General features: G+C 63.3%; 20 protein-coding genes, 1 tRNA gene and 1 riboswitch. Of the genes, 10 read left to right on the top strand and 11 right to left on the bottom strand.

The features are described from left to right. The first annotated feature begins 145 nt into the window (after positions 1-145). A complete protein-coding gene (locus tag GXP34_09495) occupies positions 146-2,113 on the top strand; it encodes a Zn-dependent oligopeptidase (GenBank protein ID NOY56205.1) in 1,968 nt (655 codons plus the stop codon). Positions 2,114-2,327: 214 nt separating this feature from the next. Here the strand turns inward: GXP34_09495 and GXP34_09490 are convergent, their stop codons facing one another. Then, positions 2,328-3,161 carry a flap endonuclease gene (locus GXP34_09490; GenBank protein NOY56204.1) on the bottom strand — a complete coding sequence of 278 codons (834 nt, stop codon included), beginning with the start codon at positions 3,159-3,161 and terminating at the stop codon, positions 2,328-2,330. Positions 3,162-3,275: 114 nt separating this feature from the next. After that, positions 3,276-3,399: riboswitch (cobalamin riboswitch) on the top strand. A gap of 79 nt (positions 3,400-3,478) precedes the next feature. Here GXP34_09490 and GXP34_09485 point away from each other — a divergent pair. The 4 genes from GXP34_09485 to GXP34_09470 are packed head-to-tail and all read left to right on the top strand — an operon-like array spanning position 3,479 to position 6,692. Continuing rightward, positions 3,479-4,477, top strand: a complete 999-nt coding sequence (locus GXP34_09485) for an ABC transporter substrate-binding protein (protein ID NOY56203.1) — start codon at positions 3,479-3,481, stop codon at positions 4,475-4,477. Between the two features lie 50 nt (positions 4,478-4,527). Next, positions 4,528-5,520, top strand: coding sequence for an iron ABC transporter permease (locus GXP34_09480; GenBank protein NOY56202.1), 993 nt, complete (start codon positions 4,528-4,530; stop codon positions 5,518-5,520). Further along, a complete protein-coding gene (locus GXP34_09475) occupies positions 5,517-6,311 on the top strand; it encodes an ABC transporter ATP-binding protein (GenBank protein NOY56201.1) in 795 nt (264 codons plus the stop codon). Before GXP34_09480 ends, GXP34_09475 begins: the two co-directional genes overlap by 4 nt. Positions 6,312-6,341: 30 nt before the next feature. Beyond that, positions 6,342-6,692 carry a hypothetical protein gene (locus GXP34_09470; protein NOY56200.1) on the top strand — a complete coding sequence of 117 codons (351 nt, stop codon included), beginning with the start codon at positions 6,342-6,344 and terminating at the stop codon, positions 6,690-6,692. A 117-nt stretch (positions 6,693-6,809) separates the two neighbouring features. Here the strand turns inward: GXP34_09470 and GXP34_09465 are convergent, their stop codons facing one another. Continuing rightward, positions 6,810-7,559, bottom strand: a complete 750-nt coding sequence (locus GXP34_09465) for an alpha/beta fold hydrolase (protein NOY56199.1) — start codon at positions 7,557-7,559, stop codon at positions 6,810-6,812. 137 nt (positions 7,560-7,696) lie between these two features. Between GXP34_09465 and GXP34_09460 the strand changes: the two genes are divergently transcribed. Both GXP34_09460 and GXP34_09455 read left to right on the top strand, forming a co-directional pair. Further along, positions 7,697-8,662 (top strand): hypothetical protein, encoded by a 966-nt coding sequence (locus tag GXP34_09460; protein NOY56198.1) that lies wholly within the window; start codon positions 7,697-7,699, stop codon positions 8,660-8,662. A gap of 50 nt (positions 8,663-8,712) precedes the next feature. Continuing rightward, positions 8,713-10,329, top strand: coding sequence for a DHA2 family efflux MFS transporter permease subunit (locus GXP34_09455; GenBank protein ID NOY56197.1), 1,617 nt, complete (start codon positions 8,713-8,715; stop codon positions 10,327-10,329). 75 nt (positions 10,330-10,404) lie between these two features. Here the strand turns inward: GXP34_09455 and GXP34_09450 are convergent, their stop codons facing one another. The 9 genes from GXP34_09450 to GXP34_09410 all read right to left on the bottom strand — a co-directional run bounded on the left by GXP34_09450 (position 10,405) and on the right by GXP34_09410 (position 20,129). Beyond that, a complete protein-coding gene (locus GXP34_09450; GenBank protein ID NOY56196.1) occupies positions 10,405-11,619 on the bottom strand; it encodes a uracil-xanthine permease in 1,215 nt (404 codons plus the stop codon). Positions 11,620-11,849: 230 nt separating this feature from the next. Then, on the bottom strand, positions 11,850-12,980 hold the full coding sequence (locus GXP34_09445; protein NOY56195.1) for an LLM class flavin-dependent oxidoreductase: 1,131 nt from the start codon (positions 12,978-12,980) through the stop codon (positions 11,850-11,852). Beyond that, positions 12,977-13,417 (bottom strand): acyl-CoA thioesterase, encoded by a 441-nt coding sequence (locus GXP34_09440; GenBank protein NOY56194.1) that lies wholly within the window; start codon positions 13,415-13,417, stop codon positions 12,977-12,979. Before GXP34_09440 ends, GXP34_09445 begins: the two co-directional genes overlap by 4 nt. 135 nt (positions 13,418-13,552) lie before the next feature. After that, entirely contained in the window at positions 13,553-15,349 is a 1,797-nt protein-coding gene (locus tag GXP34_09435; GenBank protein NOY56193.1) for a TIM barrel protein, read from the bottom strand. 36 nt (positions 15,350-15,385) lie between these two features. Then, a complete protein-coding gene (gene ppk2 / locus GXP34_09430) occupies positions 15,386-16,264 on the bottom strand; it encodes a polyphosphate kinase 2 (protein ID NOY56192.1) in 879 nt (292 codons plus the stop codon). Positions 16,265-16,340: 76 nt separating this feature from the next. Beyond that, positions 16,341-16,544, bottom strand: a complete 204-nt coding sequence (locus GXP34_09425) for a hypothetical protein (GenBank protein NOY56191.1) — start codon at positions 16,542-16,544, stop codon at positions 16,341-16,343. Between the two features lie 59 nt (positions 16,545-16,603). Continuing rightward, entirely contained in the window at positions 16,604-16,978 is a 375-nt protein-coding gene (locus GXP34_09420) for a PadR family transcriptional regulator (protein NOY56190.1), read from the bottom strand. A gap of 110 nt (positions 16,979-17,088) precedes the next feature. Further along, on the bottom strand, positions 17,089-18,600 hold the full coding sequence (locus tag GXP34_09415; GenBank protein NOY56189.1) for a DNA mismatch repair protein MutS: 1,512 nt from the start codon (positions 18,598-18,600) through the stop codon (positions 17,089-17,091). Beyond that, complete coding sequence (locus GXP34_09410; protein NOY56188.1) at positions 18,597-20,129, bottom strand: DNA mismatch repair protein MutS; 1,533 nt, start codon at positions 20,127-20,129, stop codon at positions 18,597-18,599. The genes GXP34_09415 and GXP34_09410 overlap by 4 nt, the downstream gene beginning before the upstream one ends. A gap of 1,153 nt (positions 20,130-21,282) precedes the next feature. On the opposite strand from GXP34_09410, the gene GXP34_09405 reads away from it, so the two are divergent. The 3 genes from GXP34_09405 to GXP34_09395 all read left to right on the top strand — a co-directional run bounded on the left by GXP34_09405 (position 21,283) and on the right by GXP34_09395 (position 24,251). Next, positions 21,283-22,734 carry a catalase gene (locus GXP34_09405; protein NOY56187.1) on the top strand — a complete coding sequence of 484 codons (1,452 nt, stop codon included), beginning with the start codon at positions 21,283-21,285 and terminating at the stop codon, positions 22,732-22,734. A gap of 292 nt (positions 22,735-23,026) precedes the next feature. After that, on the top strand, positions 23,027-23,941 hold the full coding sequence (locus tag GXP34_09400) for an aminoglycoside phosphotransferase family protein (GenBank protein ID NOY56186.1): 915 nt from the start codon (positions 23,027-23,029) through the stop codon (positions 23,939-23,941). Between the two features lie 237 nt (positions 23,942-24,178). Further along, positions 24,179-24,251: transfer RNA gene (locus GXP34_09395), tRNA-Lys, on the top strand. Positions 24,252-24,500: the final 249 nt, after the last annotated feature.

The raw sequence follows: 24,500 nt of genomic DNA, 5'->3' as shown, positions 1-24,500 counted from the left end.
CAACACCGCGGGGCGAGCGTGACGAATCTGGCGTGACAAAGCGCAGTCGTGCGCTGCGTCGAGGCAGAGACAGGGCAATGCACGGTCGTCGAGACCCGAGCCATGCATCGCTCAGCAGGCTCCCCGGGCGGGTATCGTTCTCGGAATGTTCGACTACACGATGATCACTCCGGACACGATCGACAACTTGACCTCTGCAACCATCGCCACCTGCGAGCGTCTCGTCGCCGGTGTCGTCGCCGTCGAGGGTGCGCGAACGTTCACAAACACATTGCTTCCGCTCGAAGAAGCGGCCACGACGATGGCCCTTGCCTACGGTCGCGGGCCGTTTCTCTCCAACGTTCACCCAGACGAGTCCATCCGTGCCGCTGCTCGGGCGTCAGAGGAGGCACTCACGAAATGGCAGGTCGGACTCACGTTCCGTCGTGATCTCTATGAGGCGATCAGCGCATATGCCGAAACCGAAGACGCCACTTCTCTCTCCGGAGAACGCCGCCGCCTTCTCGACTTCACCACTCGCGATTTCCGGCGTGCCGGTCATGAACTCCGGCAGGACCAACGCGAGGAACTCCAGAAGCTTCAGAACCGGATGGTCGAACTCGGAATCGCCTTCGAGAAGAACATCGCCGACGTCGATGCGGCGCTCATCGTGACGGGACCGGATCTGGCCGGGATGACCGATAAGTACATCGAGCATCTCCAGCCAGGACCGGATGCCGGCACGTACAAGGTGACCATGGCATACCCGGATGTCTTCCCGTTCATGGAAAACGCCACCCGACGCGATCTGCGAGAGCGACTCTTGTTCTTGTTCTCGAACAGAGCTGCAGGCATCAACCGCCCGATCCTCGAAGAAGCCGTGCATCTACGGGAGAAGATGGCGGCGATGTTCGGTCTTCCTTCCTGGGCCGACTATCAGATGGAGGTGAAGATGGCCAGGCACCCGAAGGCCGTCACGGCCTTCTACGACGATCTCGTCCCGCCCCTGACCGAGATCGGTCATCGCGAGGTCGCCGTACTGGCCTCGATGCTGGAATCCGAAACCGGCGACCTGCAATTGCAGCCCTGGGACCGCCGCTACTACGACACGCAACTTCGCAAACAGGATTACGGAGTCGATCAAACGGAAGTCGCGCAGTACTTTCCTCTGGATCGGGTGATCGACGGCCTCCTCGGCATTACCGGAGAGGTCTTTGGGCTCGAATACCGCAAGCGGGAAGATGTTCCGACCTGGCACCCCGATGTCGTCGTCTACGACATCGTCGACACATCCTCGGGCGACCAGGTGGCGACCTTCATGGCCGACCTGTTCCCGCGAGAGGGCAAGTTCAGCCACGCGGCCGCCTTCCCCCTCGTTCCGGGGCACCGAACGGCCAACGGCGAGTACCAGCTGCCACTGTCCACAATCGTGGCCAACTTCACGAAGCCCTCGGCAGATGGGCCGTCCCTGCTCCAGCACTCCGAGGTCGAGACCCTCTTCCATGAGTTTGGCCACATCCTGCACATGTCGCTGGGTCACACCGAGTTCACCCGCTTCTCGGGTGCCTCGACCGAGTGGGATTTCGTCGAGGCGCCGTCACAGATCATGGAGGAGTGGTGCTGGCGAGCAGACCTTCTCCAGCGATTCGCTCTGCACCATGAAACCGGCGAGCCGATCCCGACGGATCTCGTCGACAGGTTGGTGGCCGCCCGGCACGTGAATGAGGCCCTCGACACACTCCGCCAGATCTCTCTCGGCAAGCTGGACCTCGGATTGCACGGGCCGGGGGATCACAGCGACTTGGACGCGATCATGCTCGACGCCGAAAGCGTCGGCCTCCTCCCCCACCAGGAGGGAACCTTCTTTCCGGCAAGTTTCGGCCATCTGCTCGGCGGCTACGACGCCGGCTACTACGGGTACCTGTGGTCAAAGGTCTTCGGCCTCGACATGTTCTCCCGATTCGAGGAAGCAGGCGTCACCGACCCAAACGTCGGTATCGCCTATCGCCGTAAGATCCTCGAGCGAGGCGGCTCCAGAGACGCGGCGGATCTGCTCAGGGATTTCCTGGGTCGGGAACCCAACAACGAGGCGTTCCTGCACCACCTCGGGCTCACCGGTCCTCGCGGGGAGTGAAGCAGCCGAGGCGAGGAACGAGCCGAGGTCGATGCGGTAGAGCCACCACACCTCGGCTACGCGCGAACACCCCCATCGCCTCGAAGACTCGGCCCTTCCTTGTGGGGGAAGGAAAGAGTGGCTCACTTCTTGCTTCCCCTGGCAGGGGAAGTGGCCGAGGCGAGGAACGAGCCGAGGTCGATGGGGTGGAGGCTCTTCTTGCACTCGCCACCAATCAGAATCCAAACTCGGTGGCAAGCGCCCGCATCGCCGATTCGTCTTCTCCCACCCACTCGAGATCGTCGATCGTCTCGGTAATCGGCACGTCGCGTCGTAGTGTCGTGAGCGTGCGGTAGAACAGCGCATCGTCCATGTTGGCGGCCAGCGACGTGCACAACCGAAGGGCACCGCGAACCGGAACGTCCCACAGTTCGTGGCGGAGGGGGATCCGTTCGATCCTTCGATAACGACCCAGCAGCGTCGACGCCGACTTCGCTCCCCACGCGGGTATGCCCGGAATACCATCGGCGGCATCCCCGACGAGTGCCAGGTAGTCGGGCATCGATACAGGTGATATCCCCCACTTGTCGTGCACACCGTCCTCATCGATCATCATCGAGCGGCGACGGTCGTACATCACGACCCTGTCTCCGACCACACACTGGGCGAGGTCCTTGTCCGGACTCAACAACACGACCTGCTCGACATCGTCGCCAAAGCGGAAAGCGGCCGAAGCGAGCGCATCGTCCGCCTCGAACTCTTCCATCCGCCACACGACAACACCCAGTGATTCCAGGGCTCGCTCTGCCGACGGAAACTGATCGAACAACTCCTGCTCGATCCCCTCTCCCGTCTTGTATCCGTCGTACATGTCGTTGCGGAACGACCGGATGGCCGTGTCGAAGGCGGCTGCAACGTGTGTGACACCCGGTTCGCGCAGCAGGCGTCTCGTCGAGTCGACGAGTCCCCACACCGCCCCGACTTCTCGGCCGGATGGATCACTCCTTCGGGGATAGCCGAAATAGGCGCGGAACAGTTCGTAGGTCGCGTCGATCACGTGGAGCCGCATGGGAGCATCGTACGTCAGTCGCCCCCAGGGTGTCCCGCCCGCCAGACACGAAAGCAACCGAAACCCGCTCGCGCGTGCCGAGTCCGACGGCAAACTGTACGCGCTATGCTCGCCCTGCCTGTCCAGTGAGGCAGGCGCCGCGAGCGTTCAGCGAAGTCCGGTGGAAAACCGGCGCTGTCCCGCAACTGTGAGGCTCCCTCGGGGCCGAGCCAGGTCGCCTGGCGCAGCGGCAACGAACGAACCCTCGGATGAAGGCGTACTTCGTCGGCACTCAGGCCGGCAGTCCACTTCATCCTCCGGACAAGGAGGATGTTCTCATGCGGAAGGCCATTGTGGGGGTCGTAGCCGCGCTCATCGTGAGCGCGTGCTCGACCGGAACGATTGTCACCACCGCGGTGGCCCCCACCACTCCCATGACAACAACAACAACAACGGCGCCGACGACGACAGCGGCGGCGCCAACGACAACGACCCTGGCAAGTCCCTTCCCGACAACCGTGACCGCAGCGAATGGAACGGTGGAGATCCAGGAGACACCGAATGCGATCGTGTCCCTCTCCCCGACGGCCACCGAGATGCTTTTCGCGATCGGCGCAGGCGACCAGGTCGTGGCAGTCGACGATCAGTCGAACTATCCGGACACGGCACCAGTCACCGACCTGACCGGGTTCAGCCCCAACGTCGAGGCAATCGTGGCCTATGACCCGGACCTCGTCGTGATCACGTTCGATCCCGGAGATCTCGTCGCCTCACTCGATTCTCTCGGTATTCCCGTGCTCCTCGACCCTGCGGCAGCATCGATCGAGGATGTCTATGACCAGATCGGACAGCTCGGCACCGCCACTGGACATCAACAGGAAGCGCTCGACCTCGTCGATCGGATGAGCTCCGATATCGATCAGATCCTGCTCGACACGGCGTCCTCCATCCCTGACGGCCAGAATCTCACCTACTACTTCGAGCTCGATCCGACCTACTACTCGGTCACTTCCTCGACGTTCATCGGCCAACTGGTAGGCATGCTCGGATTGGAGAACATCGCCGACCCGGCGGATGCCGATGGGTTCGGCTACCCGCAATTGTCAGCCGAGTACATCCTCGATGCAGACCCGGACCTGATCTTCCTCGCGGACACGAAATGCTGTGGCCAAAGCCCGGAGAGGGTCGCCGAACGGCCCGGCTGGGATAATCTGACTGCAGTGACAGATGGCAATGTGTTCGCCCTCGACGATGACGTGGCCTCACGCTGGGGACCGCGAATCGTCGACTTTCTCGACACGATCGCCAACGCCGTAAGACAGGTGACACACCCCTGAGCGCAGCCCCGCACCGGCCCGACCGACCCACCAGGCTCACGTGGGCAGGGATGCTGACGGCCGTCGCAGCGGTCATCGCTGCCGCCGCCCTCGGCTCCCTCATCGGGCCGGTACACATCCCGGTGTCTGGGGCGGCGCGCTCACTCCTGAATGCTCTGCCCGGCATCGATGTGCCGGCAACACTGACGGATCGCCAGGTGGACATCCTCACGGTCGTCCGTCTCCCACGGGTGGCACTCGGTGGACTCGTCGGAGCGATCCTCGCCCTTGCCGGAGCCGCGTATCAGGGCGTGTTCCGCAATCCGCTGGCCGACCCGTACCTGCTGGGTGTCGCGGCCGGTGCGGGTCTCGGCGCGACACTCGCCATCGCGGCCGGGTCCTCGGCCACCGGCGCCGTCGTCCCGATCGCTGCGTTTGCCGGCGCCGTTGGCGGAGTTCTCATGACCTACGTGCTTGGGCGAACGGTCGGACGTCGCACGGATACGAGTCTCATCCTGGCGGGCGTTGCGGTCGCGTCTTTTCTGACCGCTCTACAGACGTACATCCAGCAGCGCAACTCCAGCACACTCCGAGAGGTCTACGCATGGATTCTCGGAAGGCTCTCGACGAGCGGATGGCATGAAGTGCTCCTCATCCTCCCGTACGTGGCGATCGGTGGTGTGGTGATCCTGCTCCACCGTCGGATGCTCGACGTCCTCTCGCTCGGAGACGAAGAGGCCTCTGCCCTCGGTGTTCCCGTTCGTCGTGTGCGCCTACTCGTGGTGACCGCAGCCACCTTGGGCACCGCCGCCGCCGTTGCAGTCGGCGGGCTGATCGGCTTCGTGGGGATCATCGTCCCGCACGCCGTTCGATTGGTCACCGGTGCAAGCTATCGCGTCATCCTTCCGCTCTCGGCGCTGCTCGGAGCGGCGTTCCTCATCGTCGCCGACGTGGTCGCACGCACGGCACTCAGCCCTGCCGAATTGCCGATCGGAGTTGTCACCGCCTTTCTCGGCGCGCCGTTCTTCGTGCTCGTACTTCGGACATCGAGAGGCCTGCGATGAACGGCTTGACGGTCGAAGGTCTCCGCGTGGTTCTCGGCAAGACCACGATCCTCGACGGTGTCGACCTCTCGGCGGCAAGAGGAGAGTGGGTCGGATTGATCGGTCCGAACGGCGCTGGGAAGACCACCTTGCTGCGGGCGGTCCACGGCACGATTCCGTCCACGGGGACCGTGACGCTCGCGGGCCGACATGTCACCCACCTGTCTCGATCGGCCCGTGCACAACTGGCGGCACTCGTTCCCCAACGCCCTGCATCCCCACCGGACATGCGGGTCTTCGACTATGTGCTCCTCGGACGGAGCCCGCACATCTCCTATCTGGGTGTGGAAGGACATCACGATGTCGCCGTGGCACGTACGGCACTCGCCTCGCTCACCATGGAGCAGTTCGCCGACCGACTCCTCGGGGAACTCTCCGGCGGGGAGCTACAGCAAGTCGTCCTGGCTCGGGCACTCACCCAGGAGGCTTCTCTGCTCCTTCTCGACGAGCCCACGTCCGCCCTCGACGTCGGTCACCAACTCCAAGTGCTCGCCCTCATCGATCGCCTTCGGAGAGAACGGACCCTGACGGTGCTCTCGGCGATGCACGACCTGACCCTCGCTGCACAGTTCTGTGACCGCCTCGTGCTGCTTTCCGCAGGAGAGGTCATCGCAGACGGGACACCGCGAGAGGTGTTGCAGGAATCGGTCATCGCGCGGCATTTCGGGGCGACCGTGCGCATCCTCGATGACGGATCCGGGGGGCTGGTGGTCGTGCCGGTCCGATCGAACGGCCAGGTGCAGGATCGGTAGCATCAAGTCGAGACGAAGGAGGACTCGATCATGGGTGAAATGGAAGACAGTTGGCAGACCGTCGCCGCAGAATTCCGAGATCTCGGGTATGCATTTCGAGACCAGTACCGCGCCACGAAGGATCAGGGTGACGCCACTCCGTCGGAACAGGAAGTCCGTGACGCGCTCCACACTGTGACCGATGCCTTGGATACGGCATTGACGTCGGTTGGGAACGCTATCAGGGATCCAGAGGTACAACAGAGCGCGAAGGACGCAGCCAAGTCACTCCTCGATGCGCTCGGAACGAGTTTCGCTCAGGTTGGAGAGGCGCTCGATCGGGCGGTCGACAGCGTCCGCAAGACCTCCCAGCCGGAACCGCCTGACGACACGGACCACTGAACCCAGGGCTCGTATGCGTCGTGGCGACCCCCCTGAACCCAGGGCTCGTATGCGTCGTGGCGACCCCCCTGAACCCTGGGCTCGTATGCGTCGTGGCGACCCCCCTGAGCCCTGGGTTCAGCTGGGTTGGGTGGAGCGGAGGTGCTCGAGGATGGCCTCATCCATGATGTCGCGCTCCGTGTCGAGCAGCGCGTTGTGGCGCTCGAGCCACAGGATCCGCTTGCGGGATGAGCCGAGCCTGCGAGCAAGGATGACTGCGCTCTCCGGTCGCACCGTTTCGTCGGCACGTGACTGAATGATCAACGCCGGCGCGTGCACCCGATCGAGATGCCGCAACGCCTCACGTTTCAAGCGCAACAGCTCCGATGCGGCGCCCAAGGGAAACCCGTCGTATTGGATGAAGTATCTGGCCGCCTCACCGCGCGGAGGGTCCTCGGGCCCGTTCCAGGAGTGGAATCGCTCCACGTGCTTGAGAATGTGCACGAGCGGATCGCGGCGGTCCCAGAGTTTCACCGGTGTGTCGATCGTCGTAATGGATGCCACCTCGCCCTGTCCTGCGAGCAGCAACGAGATCAGCCCGCCCATCGAGAGACCGACCAGGTGGACATGCGCTGACCCTGATAGCAGCGCCAGCCCATCCCGAGCACTCTGCACCCAGTCGCGACGCGTCGTTCGGTCCATCTCCTCCAAACTCGTACCGTGGCCGGCGAGGAGCGGCGCATGCACGGTGTAGCCGCGCTCGGTGAGGAACTTGCCCATCATGCGGAAGTGCGCCGGCGTGCCGGTGAAACCGTGCAGGAGCAGCACTCCCTCACCATTGGTCCCTTCAAAGAGGAAGGGCGCGGCCAGAGGATCGAGAAGCTGCATCGTGGCGAGATTAGTGCTCGGCAGACGGTGTCCCCGGCTCCCGGAACGGCACAGAGGTTGCTTGGCCGAGACACGGACCGAAACACACGCCGAGACACGGGGACCGTCGACCGATCCAATCTCGATATCCTGCAGGGATGAGCACTCTCGCTGCCGCAGTCGATCGTGGAAACCTCGACGAGTTGCTGCGCGTCGTCGATCACCTCTGCAAAGACGAATCCTGGAACGACCTCGTCGAGTTGAAAGACCGCTGTCTGCACGCCGTGGACAGCGGCAAGCAACTCTGGGGAATCGCAGAGCACATCGATTACCGCCTCGCGCTCGAGTCACCAGGGCGGTGGGCAGGTCCCGTTGTCGTGGTGGGAGCCGGGAAGTTCACGATCGGACCGCTCGCCGAGGTCGCGGCTTCGACCCACACCTGGGACGATCTCGAGCCTTATCTGTCCGAAGGACCTACCAAGTCGGTCGTTGCCCAGGAACGTGTCGTCCGGGGCGAGGACCTCCGTGGCGTCGTCGACGACACCGTGCTCGAGATCCCTCTGCGACTCGAACCCTGGGAACCTTCCTACCCCGCTGCCACCTACCACCACCGCAGTGCAGAGTTCCCACCCCCCGACCTGCCGGCAATGGCCGAGATCACACTCCCCCCCGCTCCCGACCCCCTCGACGACCCGGAGTCCCTTGAAGCACTCGCGGGACTCACGACCCCATGGACCGAAGAATCCAATGGACGGTGCGACACCATTGCCGTCCGGGGAACGGCGCGGATGGCCTTGGCCGCTCTCGGACTTCGAAGGGCCCGGATCGCCGAGGTCGGCCCCGATCTCGGGCTCGCCACGATGGCTTGGGCGGCAGCGAGTGGTGGGGCGCATGGTCGGAGACGAGGAGCTGCCGCCGGGCGCTTCGCCGCGTGGTGGACGATCGCAGCGTTGACGGACGCCGAGTGGCCTCCCGACCCGACGCTACTCGGAGAGCATGCTCGACGCCTGCGCTGGTATGCGTGGTCCGACCTGTTCCCTCCCACAGGCTGGACCCTGCATCTCGCCATCGAGGATCCCGAGGAAGGGCTCGCCTGGGCGATTGCCGCAATCGATGCAACGTGAGTCTGTCACGGTTTCCGTAATCGGGCGGGGTCCACTATCGTGTTTCCGACATGGTGTCGGAAACACGCCCTTCAACACGCTGGCTCACCCTCGCAACCCTTGCCATGGGGGTCTCCATGATCATCGTGGACGTGACGGTCATCAACGTCGCCCTCCCCACGATCATCGAGGAACTCGGAATCCATCTGGCGGAAGCCGAGTGGATCAACACGATTTACGTCCTCGTCTTTGCCTCCTTGCTGACCACCGCCGGTCGTCTTGGTGATCTGGAGGGACGTCGCAAGCTCTTTCGAGTCGGCGTCACGACGTTTGTCCTGGCCAGCATGCTCGCCGGCCTCTCGCGCAGCGGAGGCTGGTTGATCGGAGCACGGTTCCTCCAAGGACTCGGAGGCGCATTGACACTGCCGGCCGCCTTGTCGATGGTCAACGCGACATTTCGCGGCCGGGAACGGGGTATCGCGTTCGGCGTGTGGGGATCGGTGATCGGTGGGATGGCTGCGCTGGGTCCACTCTTGGGCGGATGGCTCACAAGCAGCTATTCCTGGCGTCTGGTTTTCTACATCAATGTTCCGATCGGTGTGATGGTATGGATCGGGACGATCCTCTGGGTGAGCGAAAGCCGCGACGAACACGCTGTCAGGGCTTTCGATTTCAAAGGCGTGATCCTGATCGGAACCGGCCTGGCGAGCCTCGTCTTCGCCTTGATCGAAGGGCCGCGCCACGGATGGCTGCATCCGACGCAGCCGTTCCAGATCGCGGGACTCGGCTGGCCGGGCAACGTTCTGTCCCCCGTGCCCGTCGCTTTCGCCGTGGCCGTGGTGATGCTGCTCGGATTCGTGATCCACGAATCGAATGAACAGCGCCGGGGAAGCCGAGGTCTCATCGATACCTCCCTCTTTCGCCTACGGAGCTTTCGCTACGGCAATCTCGTCGCCGCAACCCGCAGTTTCGGCGAATTCGGTCTCGTTTTCGTTCTCCCGCTGTTCATGGCGGGCGTGCTCGGCTACAGCGCCTTTCACATCGGACTCACACTCCTCCCCCTGGCGATCGGGGCCTTTATCGGCGGACCTGTGGCCGCGTACGTCGCCGTCCAGATCGGTCCACGAAGAGCAGTCTCGATCGGGATGTTCCTCGAGGCGGTGGCGGTGGTCGTGGCGTCGCTCCAGCTCCGCCCGGGAGTCCACGGCCTCGAGCTGGCTCCAGCACTGTTCGTCTACGGGCTCGGCGTTGGCATCGCGGCCGCACAACTCACCAACGTGATCCTCGCCGACGTTCCCAAATCCAAGTCCGGCCAGGCCTCCGGGATACAGTCCACATCACGTCAGATCGGTTCCGCTCTCGGCATCGCGCTGCTCGGCACCGTGCTCGCCGTGTCACTCGGATCCCTCGCCGAGGACGGACTCGCCTCGGTTCCACAGGTCCCCGAGCAGGGTCGGGTCGTGATCGCCGACGGGTTTCGCGAGTCGGCGGGACAGATGTTGGTGGGCCTGAGGGAGCGCCCGGACGCGGCGCCGCTGGTTCCCGTCCTCGAGAAGGCGCTCTCGGATTCGGCTCGACGGTCGAGTCTCACCGGTGCGCTGATCATCTTCATCGGCTTCCTGATGAGCTGGCTGTTGCCGGAGACTCGGCGCAAGGAGTCCCGCTCCCAGGAACAGGCGCTGGAGTGAGAGTCACACCCCCTCTGGGACATCCATCCCCTTGGGCAGTCCACGACGCGGCGCGGTTGGGCTCACGCCGGCGTGTCACACTCTCTCCGGGACGTCCATCTCTTTGGGCAGCACGAGGTTGGCGACGACGCCGACGGCGGCGGCAAGCGCCAGCCCCGAGATCTTGACGCCAAACCAGACGATCCCCTCGTCGAGGCCGGTGACTCCGAGGCCGAGCACCAGGATCAGGGCGACGACGATCAGGTTCCGGCTGTGTGTGAAATCGACCTGTGCGTCGGCCAATGTGCGCATGCCGATCGACGCAATCATCCCGAAGAGGATGATCGACAGCCCACCGAGTACGGCCACCGGGACCGTCTGGAGAAGCGCTGCCAGTTTCGGGATGAATCCGAGGACGATCGCGAAGCCTGCGCCGATTCTCAGGATTGCCGGGTCGTACACGCCGGTGACCGCCAGCACACCGGTGTTCTCGGAGTAGGTCGTGTTGGCAGGGCCGCCGATGAACCCCGCCAGCAGCGTCGCCACACCGTCGCCGATGAGGGTTCGATGCAAGCCCGGCTCTCTGAAAAAGTCCTTACCGACCACGCCCCCGTTGGTGAGAATATCGCCCACATGTTCGATGATCGTCACGAACGCGACCGGTGCGATCAGCACGATTGCGCCCCACTGGACATCCTGCCAAGCCCAGGTGAAGTTCGGCAGACCGATCCACGCGGCTTTCTCGAGGGGAGTGAAATCGACCGCGCCGGCAAGGACCGCGACCGCATAGCCGAACACCAGGCCGCTGAGAATCGGAAGCATCTTGAACAGGCCACGGAACCACACCGCCGCCACGATCGTTCCGACAAGCGTCGCAATCGCCAGCCACCAGTGCCCCGAGGCCATCCCCACCGCCGTGGGAGCGAGTGTGATCCCGATCACCGCGATCACCGGTCCTGTCACGATCGGCGGGAACAGGCGGCGGACCCGTGCACTCCCCACAAAGTTCACGGTCAGCGACATGAGTGCGTAGATGATGCCGGCGCCCACGATGCCGGCGCCGATCGCCGCCCACGAATACCCGCCGTCACGTGCAGCGACGATCGGAGGGATGAACGCGAACGAAGATCCCAGGAACACGGGCACCATACGCTTCGTCAGCAGATGAAAGATCAGCGTCCCGAGTCCGGCCGAAAGCAGCGCGACGGCCGGATCCAGACCGGTGAGCAGCGGAACCAGGATCGTCGCTCCAAACATCGCGACAGTGTGCTGGGCGCCCAACACCAGCTTCTTCTCGGTGGTCAACTCCACGATGCTCCTCCCTCCATAGAAAAGGCCGCCCCTCGGGCGGCTTACTGCACGTTCGATGAGTTGATCATCGAGAAATCACCATAGCATCGACCCTCCATGCCCGCCCGTATCGGGTATTCGGCAGAACCGACACCGTCGCCAGACGACTGCGGGACAACACATGTCGCCGGCCGTGCCATCGAGCTTCGGAAGACCACGACGTGCCGCCGGCCGCAGCCCGGCTCCGCCGCTCAGTATCCGTTCTGCAGGCGGCGCATCAGACCGAGCACCGCCCGCATGGAGAACAACGCATCGCGACGTGACACCAGCGCGGACGCCGGGGACAGCACGGCGTGGCGCATGCCGGCATCTGCAAGCTCCCTGATGCCCTCCAGCACGCGTTCGGGAGTCCCCCACAACATCGCACCCTCGAGCACCGATCTCGGAACCGACGTCAAGGCACCGTCGATCTCGCCGGCGGTGAGGTGCTGGGGAACGAGGTCGATGAATCCACGAAAGCCGTCACCGAAGGGGTGCGGAGCGCCGTGTGCTCGCCAGAGCGACGCGGGGGCCATCAGCGCCAGGTACCGCAGCGCCCGGCTGTCCAGCAGGGAGCGGGCATGCTCCTCACTTCGACCGAGCACGACGATCAGCTGCGCACTCGGTGTGATGGCGTCCGGATCGCGTCCGGCCGCCTCGGCTGCGGACCGAATCGTCGCGAGCCTCGTGCCGTAGTCGTCCGGCGTCATCGGGACACTCGGATACCAGCCGTCGCCGTACGTTCCGACCAACCGGAGCATCTTCGGACCGTGCGCCCCGATCCAGATCTCCGGTACGCCGCCTCGGCCGGGCTGTATGTCCATCACGGCACCGTCGAGCCGATAGTGTTTCCCGGAATAATCGAACGGGCCTCGCGACCGGAAGCACAGCCGAATGATCTGCAACGCCTCTTCGAGGTGACCGACCGGCTGCTCGAAGGAGATTCCGTACGGCTCGAGGTTCTCTCGCTCCCCCGCTCCGATCCCCAGGATCGGGGGCCGTCTCGTCAGGTGCGACAGTGACAGGAACGTCTGGGCGATCAACACGGGGTGCCGTCGCAACGCTTCGGTCACCCCAACTCCAAGGCGAACGTTCCCCGCCCGAGAGGCGAGATGGCCAAGGAGGACCTGATAATCGAAGTACTCGTGTGGACTCGAGCCCGGACGGGCAGTCCAGGTCAAGTCCCGATTCCAGATCTGCTGTGGGAAGAAGCCGAGAAAGTGGTCGACGGTCCACGCCGAATGCAGACGCATCACCCTCGCCAGACGCAACAACGCACGGGGTCGCCAGATAGGTGGGGATGTGCCCAACCCGAGACCGACGGCGACACGAGGATGAGTCATCGGTCGGGGCGTTCGCTGCTCTCGCCGGAAATGAGCTTCTCGACCGAAGAGCGTATCTCTGCGGGGATTGGGCATGCCCTGCGGGCCGTACGATCGATGTGCACTCCGACGAGCTCGTTGGTTGCGGCTATCTCACCAGATTCGACGTTGGTCATCTCATGCTCGAAACGGACCTTGCGATCGTGAACTTCGAGGAATCTCGACCGGATCACGATCAGGTCGCCGGAGACGAGCTCGCTGCGGTACGAGACCGTCGACTGGACCGCCGCCATCCCACGATCCCGCTTCCGCAGGTAGGCGCCTGTGAACCCGACACTCGAGAAGAGGTGCCAGGTGGCCCGATCGAACATGCCCGTGTAGAACATGACGTTGAGGTGGCCCATGTGATCGCACTGCCACGGGTAGACGACGTCGCGATGAGTTTCGATCCACTGCATGCACGAAACGCTAGCGCCCACAGCACACGACGTCCTGTCCCCGATCCTTGCCCGGTCGGGAGACCGACGTGCCCAGATCGCAAAACACCAGTCAGGTGCGGGGTTGTGGGGCCCGAACGACCGCGGCCGTGTGCGCTATCCGAGCCCGAGTGCCTCCTCGGCGGCGTCGAGCGTCTGCCCTCCTGCGAGAACGGGCGAGAAGAGATCGCCGAACCGTTGCAGGCGGTCCCAGATCGTGGCGATCGTGAAATCGCCCGGCTGCACGTCGTCGACTTCTTCCCACAGAATGGGGGTCGATACGGGGGCACTCCGGCGGGGTCGCACCGAGTACACCGAGGCAATCGTCTTGCCCGGGGCGTTCTGGTTGTGGTCGATGAACACCCTGGCCCCCCGTTTGGCGACATGCCACTCCATCGTGATGTCGTCGGGGTTCGCCGACTGCAGCAATCGGCCGACCGTCCCGACGAACGTTCGCACCCGCCGATAGTCGTGCACGGGGTCGAGCGGAACGTAGATGTGCAGACCGGTGGCCCCAGACGTCTTCAGATGCCCGACGAGACCGAGACGATCGAGTGTGGCCTTCAGCTCTTTGGCAACCGCGACGACTTGGGCCCAGGTCGCACCTTCGGAAGGGTCGAGATCGAAGACGGCGAAATCCGGGCGGTCTTGATTGCCCAGACGGTTGAGCCATGGATGGACCTCGATGCAACCCATCGAAGCGAGCCACATGAGAGCCTCACGATCCGCGACGGTGACGAACTCGATGGTCTCTCCACGATGCTTCGAGTAGATGGGGGCGAGCAGGAGCCAGTCGGGCCGATGCTCGGGTGCCTGTTTCTCGTAGAACGATTCTCCTTCGCTGCCATCCGGGTAGCGCGCCATGACGATGGCCCGCTCTACCAGATGGGGCAGCAGCGTCGGGGCGACCGACGCGTAGTATTGGATGAGGTCCCCCTTCGTGAACCCGTCGGGAAAGAACGGTTTGTCGATTTTGGACAGCACGAGGGGATGTGCGAGACCGAGCGGAGCAAAGCCGGATCCGGACGGGGCGACATGGATCGGGACCGGGAACTCGACACTGCCCGACCCGAGACGTCTGGCGATGCCGGACGGTTCCGGTCTCCCCATGATCTGCTGCAGCTCTCGCGCCATCGCGTCGGTGCTCTCGGGCTCTCGGGCTTCGGAGATGACGACCAGTCCGATGTCCACCTCCTGCACGGCCTCGACGAGATTGGCGATCCGCAGACTTCCTTCTCCATACCGAACGTGACGAATCTCTCCCTTCTCCCCGAACCGGACCTCCGAGAACTGGCACTGCAGCGGGTCGATCATCCATCCGGGGAAATGCTCCCGAAGAAAACCGAGCACTTCTCGGAACGCCTCCTTTGCCGCCAGACCTCCCCGAGTGATGGCGTGTAGGTGCGCCCAGTCGACGTAGGGACGGACGAACGAGAACTTCGAGGCCAGCGAGGCAATGTCATCCAGCGTTCCGAAGGCGCTGCTGCGTCCGGCGGTTTCCAGTCCGAGACCGACGCCGAGATGCTCGACCTTCGGAGCGATCCTTTCGAGGCGTTCCGAGACCAACTCCATGAGCGCCTCCCCGTCCCTCCCATGACGGTTGCCGAGATGCACGCAGATGATCCGGGCACCGGCCGCCTTGGCGAGTTTCATCGTGCGCTCGATGGTGGACAGGCACTGCGCCGAGCGTTCTTCGTCTGCGACCGTCAGAACGGCAGAGTACGGAGCATGCATCGAAAGGCGGATATCCCGCTCGGCCGCGAGGTCACCGAACCGCCGACACCGCTGCTCGCTCCACGAGAGCTCCTCGATGAAGGCCAATTCGAACGCCCGGTGACGCTTGGCGACGAGCCCGTCGAGGAACACTGCGTCGTCTCCATTTGCAGGGAGTTCCGAGTAACCGAACCGGATCATGCTCCGAGACTATCGGCTGTCACCGCAGACACCCGGTCAGTAGTTCTCCGGCACGAACGTCTGCTCGCTGAGCGGCGGCCTGATGTAGCCGATGTCGGGCTGACGGGGCGGGAGCTCGATCTGGCCGGGCGTAAGGTCCTCATAGGGGATGAGGCTGAGCAGATGAGTGATCGTGTTGAGTCGGGCGCGCCTCTTGTCGTCGGCGTTGACCACGTACCAGGGTGCCTGCTTGATGTCGGTGTGATTGAACATCACGTCTTTGGCGATCGAATACTCGCTCCAGCGGGACCGTGATTCGAGATCCATCGGGCTCAGCTTCCAGCGCTTGGTCGGTGTCTCCATGCGGTTCTGGAACCGGCGCTCCTGCTCCTCGTCGCTCACCGAGAACCAGTACTTGATCAGGATGATGCCGGCGCGCACCAGCATGCGTTCGAATTCTGGGCATGTCCTCAGGAACTCGCGATACTGATCTTCGGTGCAGAACCCCATCACGCGCTCGACGAGGGCCCGGTTGTACCAGCTCCGGTCGAACAGCACCATCTCCCCGGCGGCAGGCAGGCGTGCGACGTATCGCTGGAACCACCATTGGGTCTTCTCACGATCGGTCGGAGTGCCCAGCGCCTCGATGCGACAGATGCGGGGGTTGAGTGGTTCGGCGATCCGTTTGATGACCCCGCCCTTGCCGGCCGCGTCCCTGCCCTCGAACACGACGACGACCTTCACGCCCTCGGCCTTGATCCACTCCTGAAGCTTGACGAGTTCGATCTGCAGCCTCGCGAGCTCGCTTTCGTAGAGCTTCTTGGGCAGCTTCGGTTTCCTCTGTCGAGCCTCGTCACCGCCGAGACGCTGCTGGTTGAGGATCGGATGATCGACCCTTTGCTGCGCTGCGGACTCCTGGGTGCCGTCGTCACTCATCGCCCAATCGAGCCTAGTGAACCGGCCATGAGCGTGACGGTCGGGTCGGCGACCCGGCCGTCACGCATCGATACGATCAGACCCTGGACTTCAGGTCTCGAATCTCGTCCTGGAGCCCTTTGACGACGGCCTCGAGGTCGGCCACGTAGGTCCGCATGTCTTCTTCCTGGACTTCGGGGTCATCTTCGACCCACGGGCCGTACCCCCACCCGCCGCGACAATCGCCGTGCCGGTGACCGTGGGGACCGGAGCCGAAGGCCATGGAGCGCCCGTATCCCATCCCGGGACCGTACGCGCAACACATGCGGGGACCGCCGAAGCGTCTCATCCTTCGATATCTCATTGCTTGTCTCCTTTCCAGGCCTGGAGAAGTCGCTCCAAGGCCTCACGCATCTCCTCTACACCCTGCATCCAGATCTCGAGAACCTCTCGACCTGCCGGTGTGATCGTGTACACGCGCCTGGGTCGCGTCGCACCCGTCTCCCAAGTCGAGGTGAGCAGCCCTTGGGATTCCTGGCGGCGTAATGCTCTGTAGACGGCCCCAACATCGGGAACGTCGAGACCGAGATCCTCCCTGATCGCCTCGATCAGCGGGTACCCGTGGGACGTGCCTCTCGATATGAGCAGGAGCAGCCCCGCATCGAGAAGCCTGCCACCCCGAGGGCCCGGTCCGTGACCATGCCCCGGATGTCCATGATGAGGTCCACGTCGCATTACATGTAGAGTATATATGTAATTGACATCTATGTACAGTCTGCATTGTTCCTGTGCCGCCTGTTTCTCGAGGGTGCACGGTTCCCTTGGTCGCGGCACCCTGACCTGACCTACCCCCCGGCGGCACTCGGAGACGTGCCGAAGATGCGCCGATACAGGTCTTCGCCGTAGCTCGTCGGTAGGGGCTCACCTTCGATCATCCTGAAGGTTCGCCGACCATCCTGCATTCTCTCGGCGCGGAGGAACAAGGCGGTGTCGGCCTCGAGGCGTTGGAAACCCTCCGCCAAGTCGAACATGTGGGTCACGAAGAAGATCCTGACGCCCCTTTCCAACAGGGCACGTACGATCTGGCGCGCGATCTCCGAGCCTTCCCTCTCGTTTGTCGAGGCGAACGACTCATTGCACAACAAGAGGCTGCTTGGCGTGATCGCCTCGGCGATCTTCTCCATCCTTTCGAGCTCTTCCTCGAGCTTGCCTCTCCTCATGGTCGGATCCTCTTCCCGTTCGAAGTGCGTGAAGACGCCGGCAGAGACGCTGATACGAAGTTGCTCCGCAGGGGCGAACATGCCGCAACCCATCATCAGCTGCGCGAGACCTGCACTCCTCAAGAACGTCGATTTCCCGCCTTGATTGGCGCCGGTGATCATCACGAGCGACTCACCGTCCCCGTTCACATCGTTGCCAATCACTCTCGCTTCCACATTCAGCGCCAGACAAATGTCGTACAGGCCCCGAGTGGTGAACGCGACCTCCTCCGAGCGTACGGGAACCGGAAAACACGTTGGCTCCTCCTTCTTGGAGAGCTCCTCGTGCAGGTTGAGACAACCGATGTAGAAAGCCAGTTCGTCACGCAACACGGCAACAAAGCTGTGGACGTGATCTGCCGACTGTGCAACCGCGCCGGCGACACGATTGATCCCCTTGTTCGTCAGCTCCGCCAGAGCTTTGAAGCCGTTGTCGTCTCTCTCAGGAATGACGAAACTGAACTTGGAGCGGTTGTGTCCACCGAAGAGCCACTCGGTCCAACTCTGTTTCGACGGTTGTCGGAGCACGTAGTGAGTACCCACGTTTCCCTGGCCGAGTTTGGCGCTGATCAGAACGCCGCGTGGAAACGTCAGCTCGCGCAGATGAAAATCGACGGTGTTCAGGTACTCGTCCGTCAACTCGGCCTCGAGCATCCCGAAGAACCGCACAAAACCTTCGGACCGGAACTCTTCCCCGTGCTGATCCGCAATCTCTCTCAGTCTCTTGAGCGAACTGGTGAGGACCTGGAGCACGCGCAGAGATCTCGCAAGAATCCTCTCGGGCGAATCCCTGGACAGACCCCAAAAGACCTTCCTCTCGGCCTCGATCACGCCCACGGCGACGTCGTAAAGCTCCCTCACGACCGAGGGATGGTTCAGACAATCTCTCAGGACGTCCTGCCGGTAGACAATCGCATCCGGATCGACGAGGCTCGACAAGATGGCCCTCTTCACAATACCGAGCACAAAAGAGTCGTCGCCGGCCATGGCATCGAACAGCGTGTCCAACCCGAGATCTTGCGACAGGTCCTCCGCGTTCGACGGAAACTCCGCTTGCGCGTCGAAGTCTTGATCCCTGTGCATGAGGTAGACCTTCACGATGTCACGTGCCCTCTCAGCTGCGGGTAGGTCAGCCCGTACTTCGCGGCAAGCGCCACGGCGTAGGCGCGTCCATCGGCAGGCCGTCTGACAACTTTGTACGTGCGCACCGACGGATCCTCGGCATCCACCATGCTCACCATGCTGACCGTGCTCTCGCCGAGAGAAGCGATCTCGTCCAAGAACGTGACACACACGCCCAGGACGCCGAGTTCCATGATCTGGCTCATCACTGCCGCAATAAGGACCAGCGCATCCTTCACGGTGGTGGAACTGAACAACTCGTTCATGATCACGACGCTGCTGCTCGTGGCTCGTTGAAGAATGTCACGAATCCTCACGAGGTCGCTCTCCAGCCTCCCCTGCAAGGTCTCGATATCCTCCTCCCGCTCGAAGTGCGTCAAGATCTGGTCCGGCAAGAAGAGACGCGCCTCACTACCCGGTACGGGGTAACCCAGACTCGCCAGATAGTGCAACTGGCCGAACATTCGGGCGAATGTCGTCTTGCCGCCCTGGTTGGCCCCGGTTACCACCAAGATTCGCTCGGTCCCCTCGAGGTGAAAGTCGTTGCACACCACCCGCTCACCAGGCACGAGCGTGTTGGCCAGTGCCACATCGAACGCCCCACGGACGCTGATATCTTTCGATCGGGAAGACACCTGCGGATAGCAGAAAGGCAATCCCGCCGCCTTGAAGCGCTCGATGAACTCCAGATACGCCACGTAGAACTGGACCTCTCGCTCGAATCGAACGATCGTGTCGTCCAGGAACGTTTCATGGCGAACGCAGTAGTCGTCGAGAGCCCCGAAAACAGCTGGATTCAGCCGGGCGACCAGGTCGAGGATCTGCGCTTCGATGTGGTTCATCCCGGCCCTGTCCACAAATCTGACCGTGTAGTCCTCGACATCGCCCTGCCGGAATTTCGCGAATGTCTGCTCCACCTCGGGTGTGTAATCCGGCTCGCCGCCGTAGGGACTGACTTCGACGCGACTCCCCCTGATATGGACGCGGTACACGACCGAAGCGAGCTCGTCCTTCACCTTCTGCGTCTCGGCTGCGAACGACGAAAAGTAAGGCGAAAGGACATAGGCTTCCAGATACTCGTGGAGCCCCATCAAGGCGCGGGAGCCGAGCTCGCAGAGCGCGAGTTTCTCTTTCAAGGTGTTCACGGCGGCCAGATACGTTTCGGCCGCGTCCAGAAACCAGCGCTCCGTCTCGTACTTGTGGCGCAGCTTTGCAGCCCGACCCAGATGGGCTCGCACCCTCCGCATGCTCTCGGAGAAGTCTGTAACGGAGTCGAGGATCTCTTTCTTCTCGAGATCCTGCAGAGTTTCGTGCCGATAGAGCACAGGCTCGGCGGCGGTCAGCGGCGAGTAGAAGAACGCTTCCAGGCGATACTCCTCCCGACCCTCGACCATCGACTCCAGGACCTGATCGAGGTTCAAGTCTCGGAAGGACGAGGGCACATCTTGCGCATCGCCGTCGACACGGTCCGCAGGCTGCTCAAAGAGAATGCTATGAAACTGCACCTGGCGAACCGTCCTTCTCGAGAGATGCCGAAGGGATGAGAGCAACGTCGACGGGCGACCGAAGATCTCCGTCGCACAACCAGGTGCAAGGCTTCGCCGCCACGACGACGCGCCGACCCGGTGCAGCAGCTATCAGGGATATCGAATCGGGTCCGAGGTGGTTATCGCTCGCCATCAGCTTCCAAACAGTCGTCCGTTAGAAGCCATCAGCCGCTGCGCGGCATCTAGGCGGGCCTCATCACCTCGAATTCAGGATACCAGCGAGGAAACGCTCCGGAAAGATCGCGATGCGGTCCGTCGGGTGCGTCGGGGATCGCAAAACCCGCCACGCTGATAGGCGATCGTCCCGGCGGCAGGCAGTCGAGCGAAGAGACGAGGCCGGCTCGGTGACCCTTGACATCTTCGTCAACGACAACCCGAGTAGTCTCTCGACACCACGAACGTTGCCGGCCAAGGTGCCAGAAATGTGGGATCCAGACTCCTGGTGACGGCGATGGCGCTCGCCTCGAACTGCCCTCCGACCCACCGTGTCGTCGCTGCCGGACGGAAGCCCTGGCGGCTGCTTTACCGGGGACATCTTCTCACACACCGGCGCATTCCTTGCCCTGAGAGAACACCGTGTACAACCTGGAAGGCATGAGGCGCGTCACACACCGCATTGGCCTCGACTGACATCAAGCCCCCGGCGAAACTGCGCACCATCTCGCGCAACACATCATTCCCGCCACTCTCGAACTGCTCGCTCTTCACCCACAGGCCACCCTGTCGTTGGTCACCACAGACCTCACACGGCCGGTTACGCGCCCCTGTGGGACCAGTGCGGTGATCACCCAAAGGACGCACCCTCAACGGGCCGCTGACACGACGTCCGTGGACACAACTCCGAGACGCAATCCTGAGCGATCCGATCGGTCGAGAACGCACACCGGCGACACGACGCCGCCGCATCCGACAACTCACGATTCGCAGCAAACTCTTGCCGTATGTGGCGCAATCCGACACGAGACGCTCATGATCGCGACCGCCACGGGCATTAGATCAACAGCGTCCTAGTGTGTGAAGTCGATGCTCCAGCGACATGGCCGATGGCCTGCCGGGGTGACGAAGCTTCGATTCTCTCGAGCCGATGTCCGAACCAGAAAGGGAGATCCACATGACCCCTCGCCGTCTCACGACAGAATCCGGCGCACCGGTCGCCGACAACCAGAACTCTCAGACCGCCGGGCCGGACGGTCCGGTACTGATACAGGACCACCATCTGATCGAGAAGCTCGCCCGCTTCAATCGGGAGCGGATTCCCGAGCGTGTCGTCCACGCTCGCGGCTCGGGAGCGTTCGGCCACTTCGAGGTCACACAGGATGTCACGCAATGGACCCGTGCCGATTTCCTTTCCGAGGTCGGGAAGAAGACGGAGGTGCTCGTCCGGTTCTCCACGGTGGCCGGCGGTCGCGGCGCGCCTGAGGCCGTTCGTGACCCGCGAGGGTTCGCCGTCAAGTTCTACACCAAGGACGGCAACTACGACCTCGTCGGCAACAACACGCCGATCTTCTTCCTCCACGATGCTCTGAAGTTTCCCGACTTCATCCACTCCCAGAAGGCCGATCCCTATACGAACAAGCAGGAGCCGGACAACGTCTGGGATTTCTTCGGGTTGTCGCCCGAGGCGACCCACATGTTCACCTGGCTGTTCGGCGATCGCGGGATCCCCGCTTCATACCGTCACATGAACGGGTACGGATCGCACACGTTCCAGTGGGTGAACGCAGCGGGGGACGGCGTGTGGGTCAAGTACCACTTCAAGACGGATCAGGGCATCGCATGCCTCACCGACGACGAAGCAACCCAGGTGGCGGGAGAGAACCCCGAATCGCACACCACCGACCTGATCACCTCGATCGACGATGGTGACTTCCCGTCCTGGACCCTCAACGTGCAGATCATGCCGTTCGAGGACGCCGAGACATACGGGGTCAACCCGTTCGACGTGACGAAAGTGTGGCTGCACGCCGACTACCCGCTGATCGAGGTGGGCAAGCTCGTGCTCGACCGCAACCCGGACAACTACTTTGCGCAGGTGGAGCAGAGCGGATTCAACCCGGGAAACTTCGTTCCCGGTATCGGGCCTTCACCCGACAAGATGCTGCAAGGTCGGCTGTTCGCCTACGGCGACGCACACCGGTACCGCCTCGGTGTCAACCACACCCGGCTCCCGGTGAACAGCCCTCACGCCGCCACCGCCGACAACTACGGCCGGGACGGGTTCATGCGGTTCGACGACAACGCCGGCCGCCAGAAGAACTACGAGCCGAACAGCTTCGACGGCCCGATCCAAAGCGATGAGGCGCACTACGCAGGCATCGACGTAGGCGGCGTGACCGGTACCTACGAGTGGGATGACCGCGAGTCCGACGACTTCGAGCAGGCCGGAGCCCTGTATCGCCTGATGGACGCCGCCGCGCAACAGCGTCTCATCGATTCGATCGCAGGGAGCCTTTCGCAGGTCTCCAAGGACGAGATCGTCGAGAGGGCGGTGTCACACTTCCGCAACGCCGATCCCGAATACGGCAGTCGGCTCCAAGGCGCAGTCGAAACTCTCCGCCGCTAGGAGCGTGAGTCGGAGCCGGCCGATCCGTAGATCGGTCGGCTGGTCGCCGACGGTGGTTCTCTCGCGGTTGTTCACCGGCGCGTCGATTCGCGATTCTGGTCGGGTTCGAGGAGGATTCGCGTCTGGCGGATCCCGTATCACCGTGCAGGCCCCACACCGTGTCAGCCGACCACGGTCCCACCGGGGGGCGACCTAGGCTGCAACCCATTGGCGTGTCATCGTCGACACGAGTTCTGGAGAGGATGTCATCAGCGCTTCGCCAACAGACCCCGATGAGGCCGCTGCGACCGCCATGGCCAGGGAAGTGTTTCCCGATGGCGACATCAGCGTCGCACGCTTCCCAACCGGCGCCCGACACTTCGTCTTTGAGGCCGTATCGACACAAGGCGGCAGCGTCGTTGTCCGGATCTCGAGGAGCACGGCTGTCGGCGTGGCGCTGGATGCGCTCTATTGGTCGGGCAAGCTACGGCCGCTGGGTGTCCCGCTGCCGGAGGTTCTGTACGCCGACACGACCATGACTCGCCACCCCTTCCCCTTCATGATCCTGGAACGACTGCCGGGCTGCGACCTGGGGCTTGTGATCGACGGTTTGTCGCCCGACGCGCTACGCAGCCTGGCGCGGCGCGTGGCGGGCATACAGGCGATCGTGGGTGATCTGCCGCAGGGGCAGGGCTATGGGTTTACGCCGCGCCTGGAAGGGCCCTTTCCCCATGCCGATTGGGGGCAGGCTGTCGCCGCCTCCATCGAACGCAGCCGGAAGCGCATTCGCGCCGCGGGCATCTTCGGCGATCTCCCCGGCGACCGGGTCGAAGCGGCTTCCGGCAGGCTCGCAGACTATTTCGCAAGGCTGCCTCCCACACCCTTCCTGCACGACATCACAACCAGGAATGTCATTGTCGAGGAATCGCGCCTGAGTGGAATCGTTGACGTGGACGACCTCTGTTTCGGCGACCCGCTGTTCCTGCTCGGTCTGGTTCGCATGGCGCTGTCGGCCAACGGCCATAGCCTTTGTTATGCCGACAGCTGGACCGAGCTGCTTCGACCTGACGCGGAGCAACGTGCGGCGCTCGATTTCTATGCGGCGCTCTTCTGCCTCGATTTCATGGGCGAGCTCGGCCATCGCTTCAACCGCGCGACTGCCGCCCCTGTGGACCAGGCCTATGCCGAGCGGCTGCGAGTCTTACTGGACCGCAGCCTGGCCGCTTGACCGTCGGGATTGCCGATGGGCACTCGTGGCAAGAGCGCAGAACCGGCATGTCATGCACCCTGGGCTACCGGCAACCCAACCGTTCCCGAAAGCCGGGGAGAAGCCGGCACGGAGATCAACCGCCAGGCCTCTCCCACACGCCGATTGCGCCGCCTCCCCCGTCAGGACCCTATCCTGTGGGCCGCTTGCGACGGCTGGTTTTCTCGCGTGTTTTCTCGTGAGTTATCTTGCAGTCCCGGGCCTGTAGCTCAGTTGGCAGAGCAGGGGACTTTTAATCCCAAGGTCGAGGGTTCGATTCCCTCCGGGCCCACGAGATACCAGCCGGCCGAAACCGGCTGGTTGGACACACGAAAACCCTGCCCGACCGACCCTCGAGGGTCTCGGAGGCGGGGTCTTGACCCATCCGGGGTGCGACAGCGCCCGGAACGGCGGATGTCCGGGGTTCCGACGCGTGTCAGGCAGCCTTCAGCGACGTGGCAGGGGCGGGCGGGCGCGGGTGACCGGCCGGTGGGGTGCCGGAAGAAGGGGCCTGCTACGGACCGACGCGTGACAGGGGGAC

The organism is Actinomycetota bacterium (genome assembly GCA_013152275.1).
GTDB lineage: Bacteria > Actinomycetota > Acidimicrobiia > Spongiisociales > UBA4744 > BMS3Bbin01.
The sequence above is the reverse complement of the archived record's forward strand: the minus strand, read 5'-3'. Positions and strand labels throughout refer to the sequence as shown.